Raw genomic sequence first — 26,999 nt, 5'->3', positions numbered from 1 at the left:
CGGCAGGAACGAGTGAGACGAGAGCACACCGCGATGGCTGAGAAGATGGCTGACAGCACCACCGCCGGCGGCAACGAGCCGACCGGCGCCGCCTTCTACCCCCTGCACCGCCCGGGGGAGCAGATCGACCCCTCGCTCTCCTTCCCCGCCATTGAGGAGGACGTCCTGGCCTACTGGAAGGCCGACGGCACCTTCCAGGCCTCCATCGACAACCGCGCCGAGCCCTGCGACGAGTTCGTCTTCTACGATGGCCCGCCCTTCGCCAACGGCCTTCCCCACTACGGCCACCTGCTGACCGGCTACGTCAAGGACGCCGTCGGGCGCTACCAGACCCAGCGCGGCAAGCGCGTCGAGCGCCGCTTCGGCTGGGACACCCACGGCCTGCCCGCCGAGCTCGAGGCCCAGCGCCTGCTCGGCATCGACGACGTCACCGAGATCACCCGCCCCGGCGGCATCGGCATCGAGAAGTTCAACGAGGAGTGCCGCTCCTCCGTCCTGCGCTACACCAAGGAGTGGGAGGACTACGTCACCCGCCAGGCCCGCTGGGTCGACTTCGACAACGACTACAAGACCCTCGACCCCGACTACATGGAGTCGGTGCTGTGGGCCTTCAAGCAGCTGTGGGACAAGGGCCTGGCCTACCAGGGCTACCGCGTCCTGCCCTACTGCTGGCACGACCGCACCCCCTTGAGCAACCACGAGCTCAAGATGGACGACGACGTCTACCAGGACCGCCAGGACAACACGGTCACGGTGGGCCTGCGCCTGGAGGAGCCGCTGTGCCAGGGCGCCGAGCGCCCCGAGCTGGTCCTCATCTGGACCACCACGCCCTGGACGCTGCCCTCCAACGTGGCCATCGCCGTGGGCCCCGACGTCGAGTACGCGATCGTCCACGTCGACGAGTCCCTCGACTCGCCGGTGGCCGGTCAGGACGTCGTCATGGCGCGTGACCTCCTGGGCTCCTACGCCCGCGAGCTCGGTGAGGACCCGCAGGTGCTGGCCACCTGCACAGGGGCCGACCTGGTGGGGCGGCGCTACCACCCGATCTTCGACTACTTCGACGACGCCGCCCACCGGGCCGAGGGCGCCGCGCCCGGGCCGAAGGCCTGGCAGATCATCGCCGCCGACTTCGTCACCACCTCCGACGGAACCGGCCTGGTGCACATGGCCTCGGCCTTCGGTGAGGACGACATGATCGCCTGCTCCGGGGCCGGCATCGAGACGGTCGTGCCCGTCGATGACGGCGGCTGCCTGACCGAGGAGATACGCGACTACGCCGGGCTGCAGGTCTTCGAGGCCAACAAGCCCATCGTCGCCGACCTGCGCGACGGCACCGGCCCCCTGGCCCGCCGCGACGAGAACCAGCGGGCCGTCCTGGTGCGTCAGGCCTCCTACGTGCACTCCTACCCGCACTGCTGGCGCTGCCGCAAGCCTCTCATCTACAAGGCCGTCTCCTCCTGGTTCGTGCGCGTCTCGGCGATCCGCGACCGCATGGTCGAGCTCAACCAGGACATCGACTGGTACCCCGGCCACATCAAGGACGGCATCTTCGGCAAGTGGCTGGCGAACGCGCGCGACTGGTCGATCTCCCGCAACCGCTTCTGGGGCGCGCCCATCCCGGTGTGGGTCAGCGACAACCCCGACTACCCGCGCACCGACGTCTACGGCTCCTACGCCGAGCTCGAGCGTGACTTCGGCGTGAAGGTCACCGACCTGCACCGCCCCTTCATCGACACCCTCGTGCGGCCCAACCCCGACGACCCCACGGGTAAGTCCATGATGCGCCGCATCCCCGACGTCCTGGACTGCTGGTTCGAGTCCGGCTCGATGCCCTTCGCCCAGGTGCACTACCCCTTCGAGAACGTCGAGTGGTTCGAGTCGCACTACCCGGGCGACTTCATCGTGGAGTACATCGGCCAGACCCGCGGCTGGTTCTACACCCTCCACGTCCTGGCCACCGCCCTGTTCGACCGGCCCGCCTTCACCTCCTGCGTCTCCCACGGCATCCTCCTGGGCAACGACGGCGCGAAGATGAGCAAGTCGCTGCGCAACTACCCGGACGTCTCCATGGTCTTCGACCGTGACGGGGCCGACGCCATGCGCTGGTTCCTGCTCTCGGCGCCGGTCATGCGCGGGGGCAACCTCGTGGTCACCGACAAGGCCATCCGCGACACCGTGCGCCAGGTGGTGCTGCCGCTGTGGAACACCTGGTACTTCTTCGCGCTCTACGCGGGCCAGGTGGGCCAGTCCGGCTACGTCACGGGTGGCGTCGACCTTGACGACGCGAGCCTGTTCGCCAAGCACGGCGGCCTGCACGTCATGGACCGCTACGTCCTGGCCCGTACCAAGGACCTGGCTGAGACGGTGGCCGCCCAGATGGATGGCTACGACATCACCGGCGCCTGCGCCACGATCCGCGACTTCCTCGACGTGCTCACCAACTGGTACCTGCGCACCTCGCGCCAGCGCTTCACCGACGGCGAGACGGCCGCCTTCGACACCCTGGCCACCGTGCTGCGCGTGCTCACTGAGGTCATGGCGCCGCTGGCGCCGCTGGTGAGCGAGGAGATCTGGCGGGGCCTGATCGGTGGGCGCTCCGTGCACCTGACCGACTGGCCCGTCCTGCCCGAGCACGTTGCCAACGCCGAGCTCGTGGCGGCCATGGATGAGGCCCGCGCGGCGGTCTCGGCCGCCCTGAGCCTGCGCAAGGCTGAGAAGCTGCGCGTGCGACAGCCGCTTCGCAGCCTGACCGTCGCCACGGCCGACCCGGCCGGTCTGGCCCCCTTCCGCGAGCTCGTGGCCGAGGAGGTCAACGTCAAGGAGGTGCGGGTCCTGGACGCCGAGTCCGCCGGCTACGAGGCCCGAACGGACCTGGCCCTCAACCCACGCGCCTTCAGCCCCGAGGTCCGCAAGCTCACCTCCAGGCTCTTCGCCGCCGTCAAGGCGGGGGAGTGGGTGCTCACCGAGGACGGGGACGTGCGCTTCGACGACGTCCTGATCGACGGAGCCCCCGTGGTCCTGGAGGCGGAGGACTCCGCCTTCACCCTGACCACCCGCATCGAGGTCGACGACGACTCTCTGGCCGCCACCATGCTGCCCTCGGGAGCCTTCGTGGTCCTGGACACCGCCCTCGACGACGCCCTGGAGGCCGAGGGCTGGGCCCGTGACCTGGTGCGCCTGGTCCAGGACGAGCGCAAGGCCTCCGGCCTGCACGTGGGTGACCGGATCCGCCTGGAGCTGACCGTCCCCGAGGACAAGGGCGCCTGGACCGGTGCCCACCTGGACCTCATCAAGCGGGAGGTCGGCTGCGTGGACGCCTCCGTCGTGGCTGACCCGGCTGCGAAGGAGCCCACCGCCACCGTCGAGAAGGTCACCGAGTCGGCCACTGGGGCGGGCGAGGCCTGATCTTCAACACGCCAGTTGATTACTTTACAAATACATCTGGTGTGATGCAGGATAAAGCCGTTGCTCGGCCACCAGGGTCTGGTCGGGCAATGGCGTGCTCCTGTTCCCCCAGGACCGCCTTTCTCATCTCCCTAGCCGGTACTCGTCAGGCTGCCGACACGGCGGTCTGAGAGGCGTGCGCGTGTCCACTCCCTGGGGTGGGGCTGCCGGCACTCTTATTAAGAGGTGTTGACAATGAGTGTCAAGGGTGCCGCCGAGGTCATTTTCTCCCCGCCGGTTCAGAACTGGTTGAAGCGGGCGATCTACCGTCATAACTGCCGGATGTCACCGGATCACTACCGTTCTGCGCTCAAACGCTGGTACTGGCTATTCAAGTGCCGTCCCTGCCACGTGGAGGAGCCTCGCACCATGACGGAGAAGATCCACTGGCTCAAGCTCTACGACTCTACGCCGGTCAAGGGGCGCTTGGCGGACAAGTTCCTGGTGCGTCAGTGGGTTGCCGACAAGGTGGGGGAGAAGTACCTCGTACCCCTGCTGGGCGTGTGGGACTCTCCCGATGAGATCGACTTCGAGTCCCTCCCGGACAGCTTCGTCCTCAAGGCCACGCACGGTTCGGGATGGAACATCCTCGTGCCTGACAAGAGCGCTCTCGATGTGGCGAGGACTCGTCAACGCCTGCGGGAGTGGCTTGGCCTGCGCCAGGCGATGAAGGGCGGCTTCGAGCTGCACTACGAGTACTGCGAGCCTCGCATCGTGTGCGAGCCCTTCCTGCGTGACGCCTCAGGAGGACTGCGCGACTACAAGTTCATGGTGTTCGACGGGGTCGTCCAGTTCGTCTTCACTGTGGACCGGACTCAGGGGCGTGCGCTGCGGGGCACCTACCTCCCGGACTGGACCCGAGCGCCTTTTGAGTACACCTGTGAAGCCGACCGGGCCTCGGACATCCCGGCACCCGCAGGCCTGGAGACCATGCTCTCTCTGGCTGGCGAGCTCGGAAAGGGGTTCGCCTGCGCGCGCATCGACTTCTACGAGGTGGATGGGGCCGTCTACTTCGGCGAGATCACCTTCACGGATGCTGACGGACTGTCAGACTTCACTCCCTCGCGTTATGATCGCGTGTTCGGAGACCGGATCGTCCTGCCGGAGAAGAAGTGCTTCAAGGGCGTCATGCTGTGACGGGATAAGCGGGCAGGGAAGGTCGTTTCGTAGGCTTCCTACGAAACGAGTTCGCTCCATTGGGAAGAAATGTTCAAAAACTCATCGATGTTATGAGTGCTTCCTCATTAAATCGACTGGATACTTGCACGCCATGACCTCAGGTGTGTTACTGTCTTGGCCGTAAATAACGGCGCTTCTTCAATGGTTTTCGCATTGATTGGCGCCCTGATCCGTCAGTCCTGATTATTATCCGGTGGTGCATAGATGACGCTTGAGGACCTTCTTCACCTGACCCGTCGACGTATTGGATCCCTGGTTTTGGCGCTTGTTGTGTGCGTACTGGCCTCCATGCTGTTCGCTTTCGCCTCGCCAAGCACCTATACGGCGACTTCCCAAGCCTATCTGCGCGTGAAAGTGGTGGGAGACCCGGCGCAGAGCACGTTGTCTCAGTACAGTGCGGCACAGCTCGCCGCAATGAAGGCCGACGCCGTGGTCCCCGTCTTCACCTCGGCTGCGGTCGCTCAGCGCGTCGTGGACTCGCTCAAGCTGGATGAGACGGCGGAGGAGTTCGCCTCCTCGGTCTCTGCGACCAGGGTCCCCGAGACGGTGTCGGTGCAGGTCTCTGCCACCGCCTCCTCGTCGCACCGGGCTCAGGTCCTGGCTGACGAGGTCGTTCGCCAGGCCTCCGCCGAGATCAAGGACCTGGAGGGCGAGGACTCTCCCGTGGAGATCGTCCTGCTGTCCTCCGCCGAGCTGGTCAGCGCGACTCGTTCGCCGGCCCTGGTGACCTGTGCGGCGGTGGGGCTGCTGGCCGGGCTGGTCCTGGGGTATGTCTGGATCCTCGTTCAGGAGCTGCTCGACAAGAGCCTCAAGGGGCCCGAGGAGGTTCGCGAGGCGTTGCCGGTGCCGTTGCTCGGTGCTCTGCCGCGGGTTCCATCGCTGCGGTGGCTGAGTCGAGGGGCGGAGCTCAAGATGGAGGAGCAGCTGCGTGTGGCCCGCACCAACGTGCTCCATGCATTGTCTCAGGGTGGCCGGCGAGTCATGGTCGTCACCTCGGCCGGTCCGCAGGAGGGGACGTCGGTGACCGCCGCCAGCCTGGCGCGGGTCCTGGCTCTGTCTGGGCACCGGGTTGTCCTGGTTGGAGGAGACTTGCGTGCGCCCAGCACGGCCGAGCTGCAGGGCAGTCCTGGGCTCGCAGACGTTCTGACGGGCTCGGCGTACCTCGGTGAGGCTCTGATCAAGGGGGCGGTGGACGGCTTGGAGCTTCTGCCCGCAGGCCGAATGCCGGCGAATCCCTCCGAGCTGCTGGGGGCTCCCATGATGCGCGATCTGCTGCGTGAGCTGGCAGAAGACCGGCTGGTCATCATCGATGCTCCGCCAGTCCTCCGATTCACTGACGGAGTGGTTCTGGCAGCCCATGCCGGAGGCGTCATTCTCGTGGCGCGCGCTGGTCGTACCAGTGCGGAGGACTTGCGTGAGGCGGCCCTGGCGGTCGAGCAAGGGGGCGGGCACATGCTTGGAGTGGTGCTCAACAATGTGCCGGAGCTCGGAGGAAAGCGTAAGGGCGTGCGGGGCGGTGTCGTTCCTGCCGAGAGTGTGCCTGCCTAGGCTCCTGAGGCGCGTCATGATCGGCACATGGGGGCGTGGGACTTGTGAGGCAATCGCTGCTGGCCCCGAGCACCTTCAGTGAGCATGCTCCGCTTCTCGCCTTGGGCTTGGTGTCGCGCAACGTTCTTTCGTGCACGAGGCGCGTGCTGAACGCGCACCGTCACTGTCAAGATGTTTATGAAATTGTTATTTCATTTCAGTGTAGACATCTGCTAGTTATGTGATATTAGCAGCCTTCGGCGTTGTTTCTTGTCGTTTCAAACAATCAACGAGCGTTGATTGGTGAATTCATATCATCGACTGGCGTTGTTTCTGTCAATAAACGATGATTACGGGTGAATCACGTCAGAATCTTCCAATCGGTGGCATCTGATGCTAGATTGATGCGGAGCCGTAAAAACGGCAAGTACTCGTGTTGGCTGAGTGTGCTTCAGCTGCCATGTTGTTGATCTGTTGTTGCCTGCTTCGGTGACTGCAGTTGTATTCTCCAGTCCGTCCAGCGAATCAGCTGATGCTGTTCGCCATCCTCAGATTGAAACCCTGATGACATTTGAATTCTGTCGCTCCTGCCAGTGCGAATCGCTTGATCAGAGTTCCTCGCTCACAGGCGGCACGTCCTTTACCTATCGGCTGGCACAGTGGAGTGTGACGACCCATGGCTGAGACGCGTCAGTGCTCCTCCGGTGCGACAAGCCGTCTCGACGGGAGTACCGGGAACCGAGAGCCGGATTCGGAGCCGTTGTCGTTACGCGCATCCGAGGGATATGAGGCGTTGGCCCTCTCCAGCGCCTCCTCGCCGATCGGATCCGTGCCCATGCAGCTGCCTGCTCGTGGACCGGCGTGGGTGAACCTGCCCGTGTCCCGGATTGAGCCCATCGCCCTGATGGTCGTCGACGTCCTGGCCACCTACCTGGCCCTGTACTGCGCGGCGTGGGGGACCACGAAGTGGGCGACCGCGACGGGGGCAACCGGTGGCCTGCTGGCCGTGGGCATCCTCGCGGTTGTCAACGTCGGGGTATTCGCCGCCTTCAAGATGTACAACAGCCTGTGGCGCTACGCCTCGATGACCGAGGCGCTGCGGATCCTCTACGCGACCGTCGTCGGCTCGGTGTGCGGGGATCTACTGTTCTCCTTGGCCTTCGACGGCGGGCTGTCGGTGCGCTCCTACGTCATGGCCTGGGCACTGCTCGCCATCATGACCGCCGGGACTCGTCTCGCCGTGCGGGCCCTGTGGAGCAGCCAGGTGCAACGCTGCGCCCGAGCGGGAGCGCACGAGGTCCGGCCCCGCACACTCATTGTCGGCGCGGGACAGACTGGTTCGTTGACCATTAAGCGCATGCATCTGTGTGATGAGGACATGTACGGCGAGCCGGTGGCCCTGGTGGACGACGACGTGACCAAGCACGGTCGCCACGTCCACGGCGTCAAGGTCCACGGCTCGTGTGAGGACATCCCCCGCATCGCCCAGAAGTGCCGGGCCGAGCAGATCGTGCTCGCCTGCCCCTCGGCGCTGGCCTCCGAGCGCCAGCGCATCCTGGCCATCTGCCTGAAGACGGGGCTGAGAATACTGACCCTCCCGAACGTACGGGACCTGGCCCAGCAGGACGATGGAAGGATCGCACTGCGGGAGGTCGAGATCTCCGAGCTGCTCAGCCGCGACGAGGTCGCCTTCGACACCATGAGCATGGGCTACGTGCGCGGAGAGGTCGTCCTGGTGACCGGCGGCGGCGGATCCATCGGCTCCGAGCTCGTCCGTCAGCTCATCGAGGCCCAACCTCGCCAGATCGTCATCTTCGACGTCTATGAGAACACGGCCTACGAGCTGTTCCACGAGATGCAGTCCAGGGCAGCTGAGCGGGGGGTGTCCCTGTCGGTCGTCATCGGCTCGGTGACCAATGAGCGGGTTGTCCGAGACTGCTTCGAACGGTACCGGCCCAAGGTCGTCTTCCACGCGGCGGCGCACAAGCACGTCCCCCTCATGGAGGACAACGCCCGTGAGGCCGTGGAGAACAACGTGCTGGTTACCTGGGTCGTCTGCCGTCTGGCGGAGGAGCTCGGCTGCAGCCACTGCATCCTGGTCTCCACCGACAAGGCGGTCAACCCCACCAACGTCATGGGGGCGACCAAGAGGCTGTGCGAGCTGGAGGTTCAGGCCCTAGCCAGCACCAGTCGCACCACCGTCTTCGCCGCCGTGCGCTTCGGCAACGTCCTCGGCAGCCATGGCTCCGTCATCCCGCTGTTCAAGCGGCAGCTGCGATCAGGCGGGCCGCTGACCGTCACCCACCCTGACATCGCCCGCTACTTCATGACGATCCCTGAAGCGGCCCAGCTGGTCATCACCGCAGGCTCGATGTCTCGTGCCGGAGAGATCTTCATCCTGGAGATGGGCAAGCCTGTGCGGATCTATGACCTGGCCATCAACCTCATCAAGCTCTCAGGCCTGCGAGCGGGGCGTGACATCGAGGTGGTGTTCACCGGGTTGCGGCCGGGCGAGAAGCTCTATGAGGAGCTGCGGATGGACGGAGAGGACCTGCACCCCACCGACAACAAGTCCATCCTCGTCTCCACCGCGTCGCCGCCCACCATGCAGGAGGTGGAGGACACGATCGCTCAGTTGAAGAGCTGCCTTCCCGAGGGGAATGACGAGATCAAGCGGGAGCTCGCTCGCGCGGTGCCCACCTACCAACCGCGCTTTGACCACGATTCAAGTACGTCGCCGACGATGAGGAGGGCAGGCTGATGCGCGTCGATTTCTCACCCCCAGACATCACCGACGCCGAGTGCCAGGAAATGGTGGATGCGCTGCGATCGGGCTGGATCACCACGGGGCCGCGGACGAAGAGCCTGGAGAAACAGGTGGCGCAGCGCTGCGGAACCGCCCGGGCTGTCTGCCTGAACTCCGCAACGGCCTCGTTGGAGCTGACCCTTCGAGTCCTTGGCATCGGTCCCGGAGACGAGGTCATCGTCCCGGCCTACACCTACACGGCCTCGGCCTCCCCGATCGTGCACGTGGGCGCCACCCCGGTGATCGTTGATGCCGGTGACGCCGACGGCGGTTACGGGCTCGACCCCCGGGTCCTGGAGTCCGCCATCACCCCGCGGACCAAGGCCGTCATCCCGGTCGACATCGGTGGACGCATGTGCGACTACCCGGCCCTGCGCGCAGTCGTCGACAGCCACAGCCACCTCTTCACCCCGGCAGGCTCGGTCCAGGAGGCGCTGGGCCGCGTCGCCCTCCTCGCCGACGGCGCCCACAGCTTCGGTGCCCGGCGCGACGGCACGCCCTCGGGCAGCGCCGCCGACTTCACCACCTTCAGCTTCCACGCCGTGAAGAACCTGACCACCGCCGAAGGCGGGGCCGTCACGTGGAGGCCGCAGCTGGGCCTGGACGAGGAGCTCTACCGCCAGTACATGCTGCTGTCCTTGCACGGGCAGAGCAAGGACGCCCTGTCCAAGACCCGCCTGGGGGCCTGGGAGTACGACGTCGTCAGCCCCGCCTACAAGTGCAACATGACCGACGTGTGCGCCGCGATCGGCCTGGCCCAGATGACCCGCTACGACTCGATGCTCGAGCGCCGGCGCCAGATCATCACCCGCTACGACCAGGCCCTGGCGCCGGCGGGAGTGACATCGCTGCGGCACTACGAGGACGGGAGCATCTCCTCCGGGCACCTCTACCTGGCGAACCTGCCGGGTCTGGGGGAGGAAGAGCGCAACGAGTTCATCGAGCGCATGGCGTGCGCGGACGTGGCCTGCAACGTCCACTACAAGCCGCTGCCCCTGCTGAGCGCCTACCGGAACCTCGGCTTCACCATCGAGGACTTCCCACGGGCCTACGCCCTCTACGCCAATGAGGTGAGCCTGCCTCTGCACACCTCATTGACCGACGAGCAGGTCGACTACGTCATCAGCTGCGCGCTCGAGACGCTCGCGGCGATGGGCCGATCATGAGGATGCCGCCCTGGGAGGACCTGCCGGACGCCCTGCGGACCGAGGAGGTCCGCCCCTACTACGAGGCACTGTCCCGGCGCGGACTCCAGCTGCGGCTCAAGCGCCTGCTCGACGTCGTCGGAGCGACGATCCTGATGATCCTGCTCGGGTGGCTGTTCATCATTCTGGCGGCGCTCATCAAGCTGGACTCACCCGGACCGGTGTTCTTCCGCCAACGGCGGGTCACCCAGTTCGGACGCGAGTTCCGCATCGTCAAGTTCCGCACCATGACACACCGGCAGGCAGACCCCGGCGACCAGATCACCCGGGGCAACGACCCCCGGGTCACGAAGGTCGGTGCGGTGCTGCGCCGGTACCGGCTCGATGAGATCAGTCAGCTCATCGACATCCTGCGCGGCACGATGAGCTTCGTGGGGACCAGGCCGGAGGTGCCCGAGTACGTCAAGCAGTACACCCCGCAGATGCGGGCCACCTTGCTGCTGCCGGCCGGGGTCACCTCCACGGCCTCCATCGAGTTCAAGGACGAGGCCGAGATCCTGGCGGCCGCCCCGCCGAGCCAGAACGCCTACCTCACCCAGGTCCTGCCGGCCAAGATGCGCCTCAACCTGCGCGACGTGCAGAACTTCAGTATCGGGCGGGATCTGTCGATCGCACTGAGGACCGTCCTGGCGGTGGCCACATGAGACGCGCAACGACGACACCTAAGGAGCAAGCATGACAGCAGGCACTGAGCACGATCGCGAACCGGATTCCGACCTGGTCTCCATCATCATGCCGACCTACAACTGCGGCGCCTTCATTGCCGAGACCATCGCCACCGTCCAGGCCCAGACCCACCCCCGCTGGGAGCTGCTCGTCGTCGACGACTGCTCCACCGACGACACCGCCGATGTGGTCGGGGCCCTGGCCAAGGACGACCCGCGGATCCGGTACGTGCGCCTGGAGACCAACAGCGGTGCCGCCATGGCCCGCAACCGGGCGATGGAGCTGGCCCAGGGGCGCTACATGGCCTTCCTGGACTCCGACGATCTGTGGCACCCCGACAAGCTCAGGCGCCAGATCGACTTCATGACCTCGCGCGGCGTGGCCATGTCCTGCACCGCCTACGCCCAGATCGACGAGCAGGGCGTGCCCACCGGGAGGATCGTGCGCAGCCCGACCAGGATCAGCTACAACCGCCTGCTCCTGGACTGCCCGGTGGGCAACTCCACCGTCATGTACGACGTGGCGCGCCTGGGCAAGTTCGAGGTGCCCAACATCCGCAAGCGCAACGACGACGCCCTGTGGCTGCGCATGCTCCGCACCGAGCCCTACATCTGGGGGATGCCGGTCGTGCTTATGAGGTACCGGCTGCGCTCGGGATCGGTGTCAGCCAACAAGCGGAGCCTGGTCAAGTACCACTGGACGCTCTACCGCGACATCGAGCATCTCAGCGTCCCCCGCTCCGTCTTCCATATCGGCGTGTGGGTCCTCATCAAGACCCTCAAGGTGAAATGAGGACGAGCATCTCCCCGGACCGGCCCGGGGCCGACGGAGGGAGGCCGGCGATGAGTCAGGAACAGTCATCGACCCCGCAGGACTCCGGGGGCGGACCTCTGCGGGTCCTGCAGATCAATTCATCAATCTCCCGGCGTTCCGGTGTCATGAGCATGCTCATGAACTACCTCAGGCACATGGACCGCTCACAGGTGGTGCTCGACTTCTTCTGCTTCGCCACGCCCGACGAGACCCACCGTGAGGAGATCGAGTCGCTGGGCGGGCGCTGCTATGTCATCGACGCCGGGAACCGCATCGGGCGCATCCGTTCATCCCTGGGGCAGCTGCTGGAGCAGCATGCGGGGCAGTACCCCGTAGCGCACCTCCATGACCCCATCCTCTCGCGCTTCCTCTATCCGGTGGCTCATCGCCGCGGGGTGCGTGCCTTCGCCGTCCACTCCCACTCGACCGCCTACTCCGACTCCCGTCTCAAGAGCGTGCGCAACTGGATCGTGTGCCGCAATATTGGTGCCTACTCGGATGTGCGCCTGGCATGCTCGCACGCTGCCGGTGAGTTCATGTTCCGCCGTAGCCGTTTCGAGGTGCTCCCTAACGCCATCGACGTGGGTACCTACCGTTTCGATCGTCAGGCCCGCGTCAAGGCTCGGCGTGTGCTCGGTCTGGGGGACGGCCCGGTAGTGGGGCACGTGGGACGCTTCAGCGAGGAGAAGAACCACCGGTTCCTTCTTGACGTCTTCGGCGAGCTGCTCCGCCTCAGACCTGGGGCGCGCCTCGTGCTCGTCGGAGACGGGGCCTTGCGCCCGGGGATCGAGGAGCGCGCGGCTGACAGAGGACTGGCCGACCACGTCCTGTTCCTGGGGGACCGCAAGGACGTTCCTGACCTCTACCAGGCCATGGATGCGCTGGTCCTGCCCTCGCTCTTCGAGGGGCTACCCATGGTGGGGGTCGAGGCTCAGTGCGCGGGGCTGCCCATGGTCTGCTCGGACCGCGTGCCCGACGAGGTCGCGATCGGGGACTGCGAGTTCCTACCGTTGGAGGCTACGTCGGACCGGTGGGCCACCCGGGTGGCGCAGGCGATCGACCTGGGGCGGGACCTGGAGCGCAGGGCCCAGGGTGCAACCCTGACGCGCACCGCAGGCTTTGATATCGCGCGTGAGGCCGACCGACTCGCTCACCGGTACCGGAACCTGGCCGGGCGGTGAGACAGCAGTATGTGGATCCACTTCGCACTGTTCACCACTCTGCTCCTCCCCGCGGCTCTGCTGGGGCTGCGAGGCAATGCGGGGCGTCGCGGTTCTCCGATCCTCCTGGGTGTCACTTTCGTTGCTTTCACGGCCTTCTCCACCTTCAGAGCCGTCAGCGTCGGCAACGACACGGTCGAGTATCACCGCGTCTTCAAGGCGATCGCCGCCACGGACAGCTTTCAGGAGGCCCTGAGCATCAGCCGCTTCGAGTACGGCTACGTCCTGGTCAACTACCTGGTCAGCCGCCTCACGCCGGATTTCAACATCCTGCTGCTCATCACCTCGGTCTTCGTCTACGGCTCAGCGGTCCTGTTCATCAAGCGGTATACCGCCAGCTACTCCCTGGCAGTTCTCTTCGCCTTCGGTATGTCCGTCTTCTACGACCTCATGCTCGCTGTGCGCCAGGGCATCGCAGTGGCGATCTTCCTGTTGGCCGTCCCCGCGCTCATGGAGCGCAAGCTGGTGCGTTACGTGCTTCTCGTCGTTCTCGCCTCGCAGTTCCACGTCAGTGTGCTGCTGCTGCTCGTCGTCTACCTCATTCCGTATATGAGGCTGAGTACCTTCGGGGACTGGTTCAAGTGGGGTGCCCTCATCGGTATCGTCATGTTCTCGCTGAGCTGGCTCCTGAACTGGCTGCTGATCTCCTCGGCCTACTACGGTCACTACCTGCACAGCGACTACGCAGACGGAGGTGTCCGCTCGGCCACGGTCCTGCTGATCATCACCCGCATCATCCTCCTGCTCCTGGCAGCGACCTGCGGCTGGAACGCCTCGGTGGAGGCCGACCCCTCCGGGCGCACCCGCAACCTTCTGGCCCTGGCGGTGACGGACGTCGCCTTGGTGGTGATCGCGCTTGGATTCAACCTCCTGGACCGCCTCGAGATGTACCTGACCCTGCCCTTCGCCGTCGGACTGGCCAACCTCGCGGCGCACGGTGAGCGGCCCGAGCGCTCCTACGTCAGCGCCCTGCTCGTCGTCATCGCCTTTGCCGCCACCACGATCTTCTTCCTGTACCGCCCCGAGTGGTACCACCTGTTCCCTTACCGCACGTTCCTCGAGGAAGGGCTCCCGTAATGGATCCTGTCTACGTCTCATACTCGGCCGCTCGGTGGCTCTCGCGCCATCATCTTGCGCCCGCCGCATACCTCATCCGCGGAGCTATGCGCGTGGTGTTCGCCTGCGACGTTCCGTATGCTGCCCGCATCGGTGAGAACACAGATTTCCCGCACCATGCCCTGGGAGTTGTGATCCACCCTCGGGCCGTGATCGGTACGGGCTGTCATATCGGTCAAGGGGTGACCATCGGTGGTCGTAAGGGCATCGAAACAGTTCCCGTGCTGGGGAAGGATGTCGTCGTGGGCTGTGGAGCGACGATTCTCGGGCCGATCACTGTTGGGGATGGCGCGATGATCGGGGCGGGTGCCGTTGTGATCCACGATGTTCCTGCTGGCGCGACGGTCGCGGGAGTTCCGGCCAGGGTCATTGGGGAGAAGGCCGCATGACATGGGCTCTGCAGAGGGGTACCTCTATCGGCTCACCCAACATGGGTGATGAGCCCATCGGTATCGAGGCCTGGAAGGTGCAGTTCGGTGTTGGCAAGCAGTAAGGGGCGCATCGCGTTCCTGCTGGGCAACACCCTGGTGTTCGCCCTGGGTGGCCTGGCGGTCAAGGCGGTCTCGCTGGTCCTCATGCCGTTGTACACGACTGCGCTGACGGCTGGTGAGTACGGGACGGCCGAGCTGCTCAACAGCGCGATCGAGATCGTGCTGCCGCTGCTCTCGCTTGGTGTGGTGGAGGCTCTCTACCGCTTCTCCATTGACGACGACGTTCCCAAGGATGAGCTCTTCGCCGGCTCCCTGCTGGTTCTGGGTGGGGGTGTCGTGTGCACCGGGGTGCTGTGCGCCCTGGGCAGTGCTGTGTGGGGCATGGAGCATGCGGGGTCCTTCTTCGTTCTGTTCTGTTCGGTGTGTCTGTTCAAGGCCACGACTCAGCTTGCCCGCGGGCTGGGGCATGTGCGCCGCTTCGTGGTCTACGGGCTGATCAATGCGCTCGCCATGGTGGTCTCCACCTACCTGCTCCTGGTGCGTGCGCACGCGGGTATCGAGGGCTACCTGTGGTCCTTCACGATCGGCTACCTGGTGGGTGGTCTTGTCGCCTTCCTGGGGTCGGGCGAGTATCGGCTGCTGGTGCCTTTCCGGGTTGATCGGGCGCTGCTGCGTCGGATGCTCGTCTACAGCCTGCCGCTCGTGCCCAATCTGCTGTCGTGGTGGCTGGTCAGTGTCTCGGGACGGTACGTGGTCCTGTGGGGCAGCGGAGTCGTGGCCGCGGGGCTCTTCACGGCGGCGAGCAAGATGCCTGCGCTGGTCAACATCGTGGCCTCCGTGTTTCAGCAGGCCTGGCAGTACTCCACCGCCCGCGAGATCGACTCGCCCGACCGAGGTGCCTTCTTCGGTTCCGTCCTGCGGGGTTACTCGCTGGCCACGCTGACGACCGCGGGCCTGGTCATTGCTCTGAACCGGCCGATCTCCAGGGTGATGCTCCAGGCGGAGTTCTCCGAGGGGTGGCGCTACGTCCCCCTGCTCATGCTGGTCGCGTCCTTCGGGGTCATCAGCATCTTCTTCGAGAGCTTCTACCAGGCCTTGAAGAACAGCGGCGTTCTCATGGCCTCCACGGCGCTGGGGGCGGTGGTCAACGTGATCCTCGGTGTGGCTCTCGTACCGTTCATGGGGCCGTGGGGCGCCGGCCTGGCCGGGGCAATGGCCTACGCCCTCATCCTGGTGGTGCGGGCATACGATCTCGGGCGCCGCATCGACCTGCCCATAGACCGCCCGCGCCTCACCTACCAGCTCGCTCTGCTCATCGGTATCACTGCGTGCATGTCCTTCGACGGCGGCTCATGGCTGAACGCCGCAGTCTGGACCTGTCTGATCCTTCTGGCGGCCAGTGACACGACAGTGGCGGTCGCCTGCGCTCGCGCAGTGGCCGGACCGTTGACCCGCAGACTTGGGCGGCGCTGAGCCCGCACCGCCCAAGCCCCTCACCGCCGTCCGATACCGCGGTAGCTCCAACCGGCCGCCTTCCAGACCTGCGCATCCAGGCAGTTGCGTCCGTCGATGACGTAACGGGTGCGCACCAGGCCGGCCGCCTGGGCGGGGTCGAGATCCCGGTACTCGCGCCACTCCGTGCCGATGATGACCAGATCAGTCCCCTCCAGGGCGGACTGCGCGGAGGCGGCGACCTCGTAAGGGCGGTTCGTCCTCTCGGCGAGGATCGGGCCGGCAGCGGGATCGTGCACGACGACCCGCTCGACCATGCCCGACAGCTCCACGGCGAGATCCAGGGCGGGAGAGTTACGCATGTCGTCGCTGTCCGGTTTGAAAGCGGCCCCGAGAACCGTCACCGTGGCAGCGGATGTGTGCTCGCCGAGAAGCTCAGCGACTGTGTGGATGACACCGGCGCGCATGGTGTCGTTGACCCGATCGACCTCCCCGAGGAAGGCCAGGGCATCGCCGACGCCGAGCTCATCGGCGCGGGCCTGGAAAGCGCGGATGTCCTTGGGCAGGCAGCCCCCACCGAAGCCGATACCGGCGCGCAGGAACCGGCGCCCAATACGGTCATCCATACCGATAGCCTCAGCAAGGGCCGTCACATTGGCCCCCGCCGCGTCGCAGACCTGGGACATGGCGTTGATGAAGGAGATCTTCGTGGCCAGGAAGGCGTTCGCACTGATCTTGACCAGCTCAGCGGTGGCGTAGTCCATGACCAGGCGCGGAGTACCAGCGGCCAGGATCTGCGCGTAGACCGCATCCATCGTCTCCTGGGCGCCGGCGGCGGCGTCGGGATTCTCCGGCAGGCCGTAGACCATCCGGTCCGGACGCAGCGTGTCCTGAACAGCGAAGCCCTCCCGCAGGAACTCCGGATTCCACAGCAGCAGCGCCCCGGTCGGCTCGATCAGCCGAACCAGACGGGAGGCGGTGCCAACGGGAACCGTGGACTTGCCGGCGACCACCTCGGGGCCGCTGGTGCAGTGCCCCAGGTGGGGGAGCATGGAGGTCACGGCCGCGTCGACGTAGGTCATGTCCGCCGCCCCCGACTCGGACTGCGGCGTGCCCACGCCGATGAAATGAACCTGGGCGCCCTCAATGGCGGAGAAGTCCTGAGTGAAGGTCAGGCGTCCGGCCTCCACGTTACGGGTCAGAAGCCCCTCCAGCTCGGGTTCGAAGAACGGCGCCCTGCCGTTACTCAGAAGATTTACCTTGCGAGCGTCGACCTCCACGCCCACCACGTCATGTCCAAGCTCCGCCATTGATGCAGCGTGAACAGCACCGAGATATCCGCAACCAATCACTGACAAACGCATGGAGGAAGCCTAGGCAGGCATGAGGGGGGTGTGTCTACCCCTATACCCATAGGATTCCATGGTGAATTCCTCAAATATTTCACCGAGAATTAGGATGTATTCATCGAGTTTTTATACAACAGTTATGGTATTCGTATTGTCGGGGTCGGTTGTGCGCGCTTGTGGCTCGGAAAAGATTTAAGAAGAAATCGTTTCTCGGGTCCGGGTCTTGCTGTGAGAGATTGTGCTCACGTGATTCTCCTGTCATTCATCTCGGCGGGGTCGCGCATTGGCGTCCGTGGTTTCGTACGTCGATGAAGCGGGTGGTTCTGCGATCGCCAGAGTCGTGGGAGTGTTCAGTGGGTCTCTGGAGGTGCGGGGGCCTTGCGTCGTCGCAACGAGCGGTGAGACATAGGCCCACCCGTTGGGTCTGGGACGACAGGAGTCAGGGCAGTGACCCGAGCAGCCCTGGGGCCTCGGCTAGATTAGGGCCGGACGGGAGTGCTTGAGAGACCTCTGTCCAACCCGCCACGTCGAGTAAAGGATGGCACAGTGCCCGTAGACGACGACTCCAAGCAGGTCAGGCCCGGCGCCGCCTTCGGCATCCCCGAGGGTGCCACGGGGGAGGAGGTCGTCGACGCCGTCTTCGGTGAGGCAGGTGTCGACCCTGAGCTCCTGCCCTACCTGGAGGCCGCAGGCGCCCCCGGCCTGGACGAGGGTGAGGGGCTGACCGTCTCCGTCTCCGAGCTTCAGCAGGCCGGTGCCCAGCGGCAGGCCGACGCCGAGGCCCAGGACCGTGAGGACCTCGAGGCTCTGCGTGAGCTCGTCGCCGCCAACATGATCCCCGGTGGTGACACCGATCGCCTCGAGGAGCTCCTGGCCGAGGTGGACGCCGATGACTCCGACGACTGGAACTCCTGGGAGCCTCAGCTCCCCGATGACTCCGAGAATGAGCACCTGCGCGACCTGGAGACCGCCGCCCGCGGCGTCGAGATCTCCGCCCGCATGCGCCAGGTCGAGGCCGAGATCCTCGCGCGCGCTCCCGAGCACCAGGTCCAGCCCTCCCTGGAACGAGTCGAGGCCGTCCTCGCCCTCCTGGGCAACCCTGAGCGCACCTACCGCACCGTCCACATCACCGGCACCAACGGCAAGACCTCCACCGCCCGCATGACCGAGCGTCTTCTGGCCGCCGGCGGCATGCGCACCGGCCGCTTCACCTCCCCGCACCTGGCCACCATCCGTGAGCGCATCAGCCTTGACGGTGAACCGATCAGTGAGGAGGGCTTCATCGCCGCCTGGGAGGACGTCGCCCCTTATGTCGCCATGGTCGATGAGCGCTCCCAGGCCGCCGGTGGGCCGCGCCTGTCCTTCTTCGAGGTCCTGGCCGTCATGGCCCTGGCCGCCTTCGCCGACTATCCCGTCGATGTCGCCGTCATCGAGGTGGGGCTGGGCGGGATGTGGGACGCCACGAACGTCATCGGTTCCGACGTCGCCGTCATCACCCCGATCGGGCGCGACCATGAGCGCTGGCTGGGCTCGTCGATCACCGAGATCGCTCACGAGAAGGCCGGCATCATCAAGGACGGCTCCACCGTCATCGTCGCCCATCAGGTCCCCGAGGCTGCTGCCGAGATCGAGCAGGCAGCGGCCTCTCACCGGGCCATTGTGCGTCGGGAGCGCGACCCGCAGGAGGATCCCACCTCACCGGAGGCAGGCGTCCTGCAGGTTCTCGACCGCCAGCTCGCCGTCGGCGGCCAGATGGTCACCTTCGCCACCGCAGCGGCCGTCTACGAGGACGCCTTCGTTCCGCTGCACGGGGAGTACCAGGCTCACAACGCCCTGCTGGCCCTGGCGGCCGCCGAGGCGGTCCATGGCGGGCGCCGGCTGCCCGCGCGCATCGTCGAGGACGGCTTCGCCTCCGTCACCAGCCCGGGCCGTCTGGAGGTGCTGCGCTCCTCGCCCACCGTCCTGGTCGACGCCGGACACAACCCCCACGGCATCGAGGCCCTCACCGGAGCCATTGAGGAGGCCTTCGGCTTCCAGCACCTCGTCGCGGTCCTGGGCGTCATGGCGGACAAGGACGCTGAGGGCATCCTGGCGGGCCTGGAACCCGTGACCGACGCGGTCGTGTGCGTCCCCATTGACTCGCCCCGGGCCATGGACGTCGACGACCTGGGTGAGATCGCCCGGGAGGTCTACGGCGCCGACCGCGTCGTGGTGAGCCGGCAGCTCGGCGAGGGGGTGGGGCAGGCGGTCGCCCTGTCCGAGGGGCACGACGCTCCGCTGACCGCCTCGGGAATCCTCATCGTCGGCTCCGTGGTCCTGGCCGCAGAGGCCCGCGCCCTGTTCGGCAGGCCCTGAATCGCCCGAGCGTTCTAGCCGGTCACCTGGTTTCCCTGGGAGTCGTGGACTGTGACATTCGACTTGTCGAACGAGTTCCCGTTCCAGGTCAGGTCGGCGCTGCCCGTCCCCGAGCCGGTGTGTATCCCGCTGGTGTCCGTCGGGAGCCTCTCGTTGCGCCACTCCACGTGCAGGACGGCGCCCCGGGGATCCAGTGAGGTGACGAACGGTTCGTAGGATTCTGCGTCACTGATCCTGGACAGGCCATAGGAGGCCACGAGGTTCAGGTCGTTGTCGTAGAAGGCCAGGGAGGGGAAGACGGCCGAGCCGCCGCCGTTGCAGGTCAGCGCCACCACTGTGGTGGGAGTGCCGTTGAGGACGTAGGTGGCCGAGGGATCCTCGATCCTGGCGAATCCCCCGAGGCTCAGAGAGGCCTGTCCGCCGGAGAAGGAAACGGGGCCGCTGGCTGTGCAGGTTGAGGGCAGGGGCAGTGAGGCGTTGAGGAGGGCGTCGCGCCCCGGGGCGGCATCAGTCGGCGTCGGGGTGGGGGTCTGGGTGGTCGAGGTCGACTGAGACGGTGATGCTGAGGCGGTTTGCGGCGGTGCCGTTGACGACTTCTGTCCGTCTGCGGACGTAGAAGGGGCGGATGGAGCGGGTGAGGCGTCGGTGGATGCTGTCCCACTCGCGCCACAGGAGCTCAGTGCCAGGGCGCACAGAAGTGGGAGGGTGCACAGAACCGCGCGAGGGTGGGACGGGGAGGCAGGGAGGCGATGCGGGCGAGTGGGCTTGCAGCTGCTCATCAGAGGGCATCTTTCTTGTGGAGAGGATGGGGAGGCGCGGGCGCTATCGGGGGCGGTCGGGCCGCACCTGGGAGATGGGCGTCCAGCCGCTCGTGATACCGCTTGCAGTAATCGATCATATGATTTATAGCACAAAACTTCAGGTGGACAACTTGTGCATACAAGCACATACTTGTGTGCACAAGTTGCCTGGAGGGCGGATCCTCCGGTTCCATCCCGTTTCCCACAGGAGTCCCGCATGTCATTGACGGACAGCGTCGTCTACCAGATTTATCCCACGTCCTTCCGTGACTCCACCGGTGATGGTGTAGGCGACCTGCGCGGCATCATCGAGAAGGTCGACTACATCGCCTCGCTGGGGGTGGATCACGTCTGGCTCAACCCCTTCTTCCCCTCGCCGGGCCGGGACAACGGCTACGACATCTCCGACTACTGCGCCATCGACCCAGCCATGGGAACCATGGAGGACTTCGAGGATCTTGTCGCCGCCCTGGGCGAGCGCGGCATCGGTGTCATGCTGGACATGGTTCTCAACCACGTCTCCACCGATCACGAGTGGTTCCAGCGGGCCCTGGCTGGAGACCCTGAGTACCAGGACTATTTCTACCTGCTGCCGCCCAAGGAGGACGGCTCGCTGCCCACCAACTGGGTCTCCAAGTTCGGTGGCCCCGCCTGGGCGCCTTTCGGCGACACCGGCCTGTACTACCTGTGCCTCTACGATCGCACCCAAGCCGATCTCAACTGGCACAACCCGGCTGTGCGCGCCCAGGCCGCGGGGGTCGTCAACTTCTGGCGCTCCAAGGGTGTCAAGGACTTCCGCTTCGACGTCATCAACGTCATCGGCAAGACCCTTCCGCTTGAGGACGCACCCGCTGGTGCCGATGACCGCTACATGTACACCGACGGCCCTCTCGTCCACGACTACCTGCGTGAGCTCTCCGCCGCCAGCTTCGGCCAGGACCCCGATGCGATGACAGTCGGCGAGATGTCCTCAACCACCGTCGAGGCCTGTGTCGGCTACTCCAACCCGGCCAATGGTGAGCTGAGCATGGTCTTCAGCTTCCACCACCTCAAGGTCGACTACGCCAACGGCGCCAAGTGGACCCGCGTCCCCTACGACTTCGCCGCTCTCAAGCGCATCCTCAACGAGTGGGCCCTGGGCATGCAGGCCGGCGGCGGCTGGAATGCCCTGTTCTGGAACAACCATGACCAGCCCCGCGCCATCGACCGCTTCGCCGATGCCGTGAGCTACCACGTCGAGTCCGCGACCATGCTGGCCACTATCATCCACCTGCTGCGCGGAACGCCTTATGTCTACATGGGTGAGGAGATCGGCATGACCGACCCTGCCTACCGGTCCATCGAGGACTACGTCGATATCGAGGCCCGCAACGCCTACAAGGAGCTGACAGCCGGCGGCATGGAGCCCCAGGAGGCCTTCGCCGTCGTCCGCTCCAAGGCCCGCGACAACGCACGTACCCCCATGCAGTGGAACGCCGAGGTCCCCGGTGCCGGATCCACCACCGGCAGGCCCTGGCTACGGCCCACCAACCAGGGGGGCCGTCAATGTCGAGCGCGAGGAGGCGCAGGGGCGGATCCTGCCCTACTACCGGCGTCTCATCGCCCTGCGCAAGGAGCTGCCCGTCATCTCCCGCGGCGCCTACGCCCCCTACCTCATGGAGCACGAGGACGTCCTGGCCTATATCCGTGAGCACGAGGGCAGCCGCCTGCTGGTGCTGTGCAGCTTCAGTGCCCGTGATGCCGAGGTCCCTGTCCCCGAGGACTTCATCACCGCCCGCATCCTCGTCGGCAACTACGACGGCAATGACTCCTCACGCAGCCCCGGTGAGTCGCCCGCCGTCGCCGACCGCCTTGAGGAGGGGGTGCTTCGCCTGCGGTCCTACGAAGCCATCGCCCTGCTCGCCTGAGTCTGCTGGCCCCTTTCCTGTCTCGATCCGCCCGCCCCGGAGAGCTGCTGAGCCCTCCCCGATTCCGTCGTACTCCTCCACGCCCCGAAAGGAACCCTCCATGTCCGAACCAGATCACGGCCCCGTGGTCCCCATCTCCGCCCCGATGACGGGGACGGTCATCGACCTCACCGACGTCCCCGACCCCCGTCTTCTCCTCCAAGGCCGTGGGAGACGGGCTCGGGATCGAGCCCGCCAACGACGGTGCGATCGTCTCCCCGGTGGACGCCACCGTCACCATGGTCGCCGGCACCGGTCACGCCATCGGCTTCAAGAGCGAGTCGGGCCTGGAGATCCTGCTGCACCTCGGCGTCGACACCGTCGAGCTCGAGGGCGCCCCCTTCGACCTGAGCGTCAAGGTCGGCGACACCGTCAAGGCCGGACAGTCCTTGGGCGCCATGGATCTTGAGGCCGTCCGCGCCGCGGGCAAGGCGACCGCCGCCATCGTGGTCCTGACCAACACGATCACTCACCTGGCCCGCCTGAACGTCACCACGGGGAGCACGGACGCGGGCACCGCCATCGCCACCGCCACGCTCAAGGTCGAGGGTGAGGCTGCGGCTTCAGCGGAGGCCACGAGCGCCGAGGTCGGTGCCGGTACCACCGACGGCGCACGCACTGACGGCCTTACCGGCTTCGACGCCACCGCAGCCGCCATCATCACTGGCATCGGTGGCCCCGACAACGTCCGCTCCGTCCTGCACTGCATCACCCGTGTGCGCTTCTACCTCAAGGACGAGTCCCTGGCCGACGACGAGGCCGTAGCCGACCTTGACGGCGTCATCGACGTGGTCAAGTCGGGTGGCCAGTACCAGGTGGTCATCGGCCCCGACGTCGTCGACGTCTACGATGCCGTCGTCGCCCAGCTGCCGAACGTGGGGGGTCGGCGAGCAGGCCGCAGATGTTGAGGTCGTCGAGCGGCCCACCACCCTGTGGGGCTGGGTCAAGCTCGGCTTCTCCTCCCTCATCGGTGTCATCACCGGATCGATGATCCCCGTGGTCGGTATGCTGGCGGCCTCCGGAATCCTCAAGGGTCTCCTGGCACTGCTCGTCCAGTTCAAGGTCGTCACCGAGGCCTCCAACACCTTCCACTTCATCGACGCCATGAGCTCGTCGATGTTCTTCTTCCTACCGATCATCGTCGGCTTCACCGCGGCCAAGCGTCTGGGTGCCGACCCCATCGTCGTGGCCATCATCGGTGGAGTACTGTGCTACCCCTCCGTGGTGGACATGTCCAAGAACACCGACGACGTCATCACCGTGGGGCGCACTGTCTTCAATGCCGACTTCTTCGGTATCCCGGTCTCTCTGCCCGCAGGCAACGCCTACGCCTACTCGATCTTCCCCATCATCGTGGGGGCCTGGCTCGCCTCCAAGATCGAGCCCTGGCTCAAGAGAGTGCTACCGGCCGTCATCCGGCCGATCTTCGGGCCGCTCATCGAGATCTTCGTGGTGTCCGCCCTCATCCTGCTGGTCTTCGGTCCCGTCGTCATGCTCGTCTCAGGTGGGATCGCCACCGTCATCAACGCGGTGCTGGGCTTCAACTACACGCTCGCGGGTCTGCTCATCGGCGGCTTCTACCAGTGCCTGGTCATCTTCGGCCTGCACTGGGCGGTCATCCCGATCATCTCCTCCGAGCTCGCCAGCCCCGGGTACTCCCACCTCAACGCCATCGTCTCGGCCACGATGATCGCCCAGGGCGGTGGTGCCCTGGCCGTCTGGCTCAAGGTGCGTGACGCTCGCATCAAGCGCATGGCTGCCCCGGCCACGATCTCCGCCTTCTGCGGGGTGACCGAGCCGGCCATGTACGGCCTCAACCTCAAGTACGGTCGCATCTTCATCACCGCCTCGATCGGAGGCGGAGTCGGCGGGCTGCTCACCGGGCTGCTCAACGTCAATATGTGGGGCTTCACCGGAGGCTTCGTCGGATTCCCGTCCTTCGTGTCAACCCCAAGAGGATGGACGCCTCCTTCACCGGCTTCTGGATCGCCGGGGGCGCGGCTCTCCTGGTCTCCTTCCTGTGCACCTACTTCTTCGGCTTCAAGCAGGCCGACTTCGACAAGGAACGCACGGTCAAGAAGGTCCGCCTCGGCAACCGCGAGCCTGTCGCCAAGTAGGACGGTTGCCTGCTGGTACGGACGTGCTCAACGAGCCTGTCCCGCCGCTATCAGTAGGCCGGTGGCCCGGCAGCATCCTGAGATGCGGTCGGGCCACCGGCATGTGTCTGTGGACATTCGCGCAGCGCTCGGAGCGTGCGGCTCTGTCTGGGGCTGTGCTTTCGGCTCAGCGCTCGGCCGGAAGCCGGTGCGCGGTGTCCTGGAAGGCGAAGTCCACGGGGGAGTGGCGCGAGCGCGTGTACTCGAAGAGCACTCCGGCCGAGTCGAAGGTCACCGAGGAGACGACGACGACACAGTCCATCCCGTCCAGGTGGATGAGCCGGCGATCCTCGTCCGTGGCCCGCTCCACCGTGATCCGCCGAGTCGCGCTGGCCACCCGCACCCCGAGGACCTCCTCCAGGTAGGCGTAGATCGAGGACTCGACGATCTGCTGCGTCAGACGAGGAACCATCGAGGTCAGGAAGTAGCTGGTGTCCACGATGAGGGGGACATCATCCAGCAGGCGCAGCCGCTTGACTGCGATGATCTCAGCGCCCTCGGTCATACCGGAGGCCATAGCCATCTCGGCGTCGACCGTCCCCTCCTCCAAGGAGATCATGTGGGTGCTCAGAGGCATCCGGTTGCGTGCGGCGGCCTCCTGGAGCGACTCGATCCCCCCGACCAGGAAGGTGGAGGTTGCGCGTGGTCGGGAGATCACCTGGATGCCTCGCCCCTGCATCGTCTGGACATAGCCCTGGGCCACGAGCAGAGCGAGCGCCTTGCGCACCGTGTTGCGGGTGCACGCGAACTCCTCGGCCAGCGTGTTCTCCGAGGGGAGCATCTCGAGGAAGCCGTAGGCGCCTGACTCGATGCGCCCGCGCAGGGTCTGGAAGATCTGGTTGTACTTGGCCTGGGCCACGGGGCGGCTCCTCTTCCTGAGGCTTGGTGACGGTCGGTGGGCGAGTGGTGCTGCACCTGAACCTGTGCATACAAGTATGGCATCGTCGGCCTCCTCCGCGCCACCTGCCGAGGCGTGATCGTTTGTGCTGGTCAAGCGCTACTTTCCTGTCCCAACGAGCGAGGTCGTCCGGTGCGTGAGAGGATGGAAAAACGAGCGGGCGATGAGCACCTCGTCGGCCTGCTCCGGCGCGTCCCACGGACGTTCCCGGGATGCGTCGGGACCCATCGGGTCCGCGCAGGGCCCGATCACAGCCACATGGTCGTCCTTCACCCTCGGGTGCATGGCGGTCAGGCCTGGAACCAACACCTGCCAAGACCCGAGAAGGAAACACCATGTCCTTGGATGCTGCCTGGGCCCTCGACTGGGCCCGTCGCGCCGCCCTGCTGGCCACCGAGAACCGCGCTGAGCTGACCGAGCTGGACCGAGCCATCGGAGACGCCGACCACGGGGACAACCTGGATCGCGGAATGAGGGCCGTGGTCACCAAGCTCGATGCCGCCCAGGAGGCCGGAAACCTTCCGGCTACTCCCGGGGGAGTCCTCAAGCTCGTCGCCACCACACTCATGGCCACCGTCGGCGGTGCCGGAGGCCCGCTGCTGGGCACCGCCTTCCTCAGGGCCGCGCGCTCCAGCGACGCCTCCGTCTGGGGGGCTCAGGAGCTGGTCCGGGCTCTGGAGGAGGCCACCTCGGGCCTGGAGGCCAGAGGACATGCCACCAGTGGGGACAAGACCATGGCTGACGCCTGGCGACCCGCGGCGATGGCCGCCAGGGAGGCCGCGGAGATCGGAGAGGACGAGATCGGAGTCCTTGCCGCGGCCGCGCAGGCCGCTGCCAAGGGGGCCCAGGACACCGAGCCGCTCCAGGCCCGCCGCGGCCGGGCCTCCTTCCTGGGGGAGCGCTCCTGCGGGCACCGCGACCCCGGCGCCCAGTCCTCGGCCCTCATCCTCCAGGCCGCCGCCGACGCCGCCCGCGACCGCTCCTCAGACCCGCTCCTGGTGGTTGAGCAGGCCTGAGTCCGACACTGCCATGGCCTTAAAGGGGTCGGACCCGTTATGGTCCACTCGGTCCCTCACCAGCCAACCCAGCAAGGAGATCCCATGGCCAGCACGTCCAGCACCGGCCGCATCCTCATCCTCATCAAGCCCGACGCCGTCGAGCGTCGCCTCACCGGTGAGATCCTGCGTCGTATCGAGGCCAAGGGATACGCCCTGACGGCCCTGAAGGTTCTCACTCCCACCGAGCAGATCCTCGCCCAGCACTACGCCGAGCACGTGGACAAGCCCTTCTACCCCGGCGTCGTGGAGTACATGACCTCCGGCAACGTCGTGGCCGCAGTCGCTGAGGGCCGGCGCGTCGTCGAGGGCGTGCGCAGCCTCATGGGCCCCACCGACCCCACCACGGCCGCCCCCGGCACCATCCGCGGAGACCTGGGGCGCGACTGGGGCACCCCGGCCATCCTCAACCTCGTCCACGGCTCGGACAGCGATGAGTCCGCCGCCCGCGAGATCGCCATCTGGTTCCCCGAGCTGGCCGACTGAATCGCAGCCCCTCCCGCAGAGCGCCTGACGCCTGCCATGAGATGACGATGGTGCGACTTCCCTCATAGGAGTCGCACCATCGTCGTCGGAGCGTG

Annotated in this window: 19 protein-coding genes and 1 pseudogene; 17 read left to right on the top strand and 3 right to left on the bottom strand. The window is 66.1% G+C overall.

What is annotated here, in order from left to right; all coding sequences use genetic code 11:
• Nucleotides 1-33: 33 nt before the first annotated feature.
• From ileS to BKH32_RS02720, 11 genes are all read left to right on the top strand, one after another.
• The gene (gene ileS, locus BKH32_RS02770; protein ID WP_075248525.1) at nucleotides 34-3,405 is read left to right on the top strand and encodes an isoleucine--tRNA ligase; all 3,372 of its coding nucleotides are present in this window, start codon (nucleotides 34-36) and stop codon (nucleotides 3,403-3,405) included.
• Nucleotides 3,406-3,813: 408 nt separating this feature from the next.
• Nucleotides 3,814-4,581, top strand: coding sequence for an ATP-grasp fold amidoligase family protein (locus tag BKH32_RS02765; protein WP_252862754.1), 768 nt, complete (start codon nucleotides 3,814-3,816; stop codon nucleotides 4,579-4,581).
• A gap of 390 nt (nucleotides 4,582-4,971) precedes the next feature.
• Nucleotides 4,972-6,171 carry a polysaccharide biosynthesis tyrosine autokinase gene (locus BKH32_RS02760; protein WP_256690577.1) on the top strand — a complete coding sequence of 400 codons (1,200 nt, stop codon included), beginning with the start codon at nucleotides 4,972-4,974 and terminating at the stop codon, nucleotides 6,169-6,171.
• Nucleotides 6,172-6,943: 772 nt separating this feature from the next.
• The gene (locus tag BKH32_RS02755) at nucleotides 6,944-8,911 is read left to right on the top strand and encodes a polysaccharide biosynthesis protein (protein ID WP_256690575.1); all 1,968 of its coding nucleotides are present in this window, start codon (nucleotides 6,944-6,946) and stop codon (nucleotides 8,909-8,911) included.
• On the top strand, nucleotides 8,911-10,122 hold the full coding sequence (locus BKH32_RS02750; RefSeq protein ID WP_075248522.1) for a DegT/DnrJ/EryC1/StrS family aminotransferase: 1,212 nt from the start codon (nucleotides 8,911-8,913) through the stop codon (nucleotides 10,120-10,122). The genes BKH32_RS02755 and BKH32_RS02750 overlap by 1 nt, the downstream gene beginning before the upstream one ends.
• Nucleotides 10,119-10,805 (top strand): sugar transferase, encoded by a 687-nt coding sequence (locus tag BKH32_RS02745; protein WP_075248521.1) that lies wholly within the window; start codon nucleotides 10,119-10,121, stop codon nucleotides 10,803-10,805. The genes BKH32_RS02750 and BKH32_RS02745 overlap by 4 nt, the downstream gene beginning before the upstream one ends.
• A 31-nt stretch (nucleotides 10,806-10,836) precedes the next feature.
• Nucleotides 10,837-11,619: a glycosyltransferase family 2 protein gene (locus tag BKH32_RS02740; protein WP_075248520.1), complete on the top strand. Its 783-nt coding sequence runs from the start codon at nucleotides 10,837-10,839 to the stop codon at nucleotides 11,617-11,619.
• Between the two features lie 50 nt (nucleotides 11,620-11,669).
• Nucleotides 11,670-12,821, top strand: a complete 1,152-nt coding sequence (locus BKH32_RS02735) for a glycosyltransferase (protein WP_075248519.1) — start codon at nucleotides 11,670-11,672, stop codon at nucleotides 12,819-12,821.
• A 9-nt stretch (nucleotides 12,822-12,830) separates the two neighbouring features.
• On the top strand, nucleotides 12,831-13,937 hold the full coding sequence (locus BKH32_RS02730) for an EpsG family protein (protein ID WP_075248518.1): 1,107 nt from the start codon (nucleotides 12,831-12,833) through the stop codon (nucleotides 13,935-13,937).
• A gap of 86 nt (nucleotides 13,938-14,023) precedes the next feature.
• The gene (locus BKH32_RS02725) at nucleotides 14,024-14,365 is read left to right on the top strand and encodes a serine O-acetyltransferase (RefSeq protein WP_252862759.1); all 342 of its coding nucleotides are present in this window, start codon (nucleotides 14,024-14,026) and stop codon (nucleotides 14,363-14,365) included.
• Between the two features lie 87 nt (nucleotides 14,366-14,452).
• Entirely contained in the window at nucleotides 14,453-15,880 is a 1,428-nt protein-coding gene (locus tag BKH32_RS02720; protein WP_075248516.1) for a lipopolysaccharide biosynthesis protein, read from the top strand.
• Nucleotides 15,881-15,900: 20 nt separating this feature from the next.
• Here the strand turns inward: BKH32_RS02720 and BKH32_RS02715 are convergent, their stop codons facing one another.
• Nucleotides 15,901-17,223 (bottom strand): UDP-glucose dehydrogenase family protein, encoded by a 1,323-nt coding sequence (locus BKH32_RS02715; protein WP_075248515.1) that lies wholly within the window; start codon nucleotides 17,221-17,223, stop codon nucleotides 15,901-15,903.
• Nucleotides 17,224-17,754: 531 nt separating this feature from the next.
• Between BKH32_RS02715 and BKH32_RS02710 the strand changes: the two genes are divergently transcribed.
• Nucleotides 17,755-19,563, top strand: a complete 1,809-nt coding sequence (locus BKH32_RS02710) for a bifunctional folylpolyglutamate synthase/dihydrofolate synthase (protein ID WP_075248514.1) — start codon at nucleotides 17,755-17,757, stop codon at nucleotides 19,561-19,563.
• 14 nt (nucleotides 19,564-19,577) lie between these two features.
• Here the strand turns inward: BKH32_RS02710 and BKH32_RS13475 are convergent, their stop codons facing one another.
• On the bottom strand, nucleotides 19,578-20,342 hold the full coding sequence (locus BKH32_RS13475; protein ID WP_143222676.1) for a hypothetical protein: 765 nt from the start codon (nucleotides 20,340-20,342) through the stop codon (nucleotides 19,578-19,580).
• A gap of 238 nt (nucleotides 20,343-20,580) precedes the next feature.
• On the opposite strand from BKH32_RS13475, the gene BKH32_RS02695 reads away from it, so the two are divergent.
• The 3 genes and pseudogenes from BKH32_RS02695 (at nucleotide 20,581) to BKH32_RS14685 (ending at nucleotide 24,426) form a co-directional block, all read left to right on the top strand.
• Nucleotides 20,581-22,053 carry an alpha,alpha-phosphotrehalase gene (locus BKH32_RS02695; protein WP_256690565.1) on the top strand — a complete coding sequence of 491 codons (1,473 nt, stop codon included), beginning with the start codon at nucleotides 20,581-20,583 and terminating at the stop codon, nucleotides 22,051-22,053.
• On the top strand, nucleotides 21,938-22,270 hold the full coding sequence (locus tag BKH32_RS14240; RefSeq protein ID WP_256690633.1) for a DUF3459 domain-containing protein: 333 nt from the start codon (nucleotides 21,938-21,940) through the stop codon (nucleotides 22,268-22,270). Before BKH32_RS02695 ends, BKH32_RS14240 begins: the two co-directional genes overlap by 116 nt.
• 100 nt (nucleotides 22,271-22,370) lie before the next feature.
• Nucleotides 22,371-24,426, top strand: a pseudogene (locus BKH32_RS14685) (glucose PTS transporter subunit IIA).
• Nucleotides 24,427-24,592: 166 nt separating this feature from the next.
• Here BKH32_RS14685 and BKH32_RS02685 read toward each other — a convergent pair.
• Nucleotides 24,593-25,324 carry a UTRA domain-containing protein gene (locus tag BKH32_RS02685; protein WP_075248511.1) on the bottom strand — a complete coding sequence of 244 codons (732 nt, stop codon included), beginning with the start codon at nucleotides 25,322-25,324 and terminating at the stop codon, nucleotides 24,593-24,595.
• 374 nt (nucleotides 25,325-25,698) lie between these two features.
• Here BKH32_RS02685 and dhaL point away from each other — a divergent pair, with 374 nt between their 5' ends.
• Both dhaL and ndk read left to right on the top strand, forming a co-directional pair.
• Nucleotides 25,699-26,379 carry a dihydroxyacetone kinase subunit DhaL gene (gene dhaL, locus BKH32_RS02675; protein WP_075248509.1) on the top strand — a complete coding sequence of 227 codons (681 nt, stop codon included), beginning with the start codon at nucleotides 25,699-25,701 and terminating at the stop codon, nucleotides 26,377-26,379.
• 84 nt (nucleotides 26,380-26,463) lie between these two features.
• Nucleotides 26,464-26,904: a nucleoside-diphosphate kinase gene (gene ndk, locus BKH32_RS02670; RefSeq protein WP_075248508.1), complete on the top strand. Its 441-nt coding sequence runs from the start codon at nucleotides 26,464-26,466 to the stop codon at nucleotides 26,902-26,904.
• Nucleotides 26,905-26,999: the final 95 nt, after the last annotated feature.

It is taken from the genome of Actinomyces oris, assembly GCF_001929375.1.
In the GTDB taxonomy this organism is placed as follows: Bacteria; Actinomycetota; Actinomycetes; order Actinomycetales; family Actinomycetaceae; genus Actinomyces; species Actinomyces oris_B.
This window is presented reverse-complemented; position numbering and strand designations above follow the sequence as displayed.